Origin of the sequence: Streptomyces prasinopilosus, assembly GCF_001419695.1 — a bacterium.
Classification (GTDB): Bacteria; Actinomycetota; Actinomycetes; order Streptomycetales; family Streptomycetaceae; genus Streptomyces; species Streptomyces prasinopilosus.
In genome coordinates this window covers 1-282 of sequence record NZ_LIRG01000548.1, presented here as the reverse complement: position 1 = coordinate 282, position 282 = coordinate 1, and the positions used below count along the sequence as shown (strand labels likewise).

At 72.7% G+C, this 282-nt stretch carries 1 pseudogene; it reads left to right on the top strand.

Features of this window, described 5'->3' with window-relative positions:
• Nucleotides 1-41 precede the first annotated feature (41 nt).
• A pseudogene (locus AOK18_RS33645) lies at nucleotides 42-282 on the top strand (hypothetical protein); the annotation flags it as partial.

The window sequence follows — 282 nt, the reverse complement described above, 5'->3', positions numbered from 1 at the left end:
GACCGGCCGGCCGACGGGCCACGCAACCGGGGGAGAGAATCGTGCACGACGAGTTCCTGTGCCACGTCACGGCGTACGGAGTCTGCGACGGCCGCCGCATCGGCGTACCCCTCGGCACGTACCGCGCCCCCACCCTGGCCCTCGCCCTGTGGTGGCTGCGCGACCGCGCCTCCTGGATCGCCGAGCGCCTCGACCCGCGGCCGGAGGCCGGCCACTCTCCTGGCATATTCGTCCCTCCGGTTGGCCGGAATGGTGCGTTTGCGGTGCCCGGTGGGAGACGAA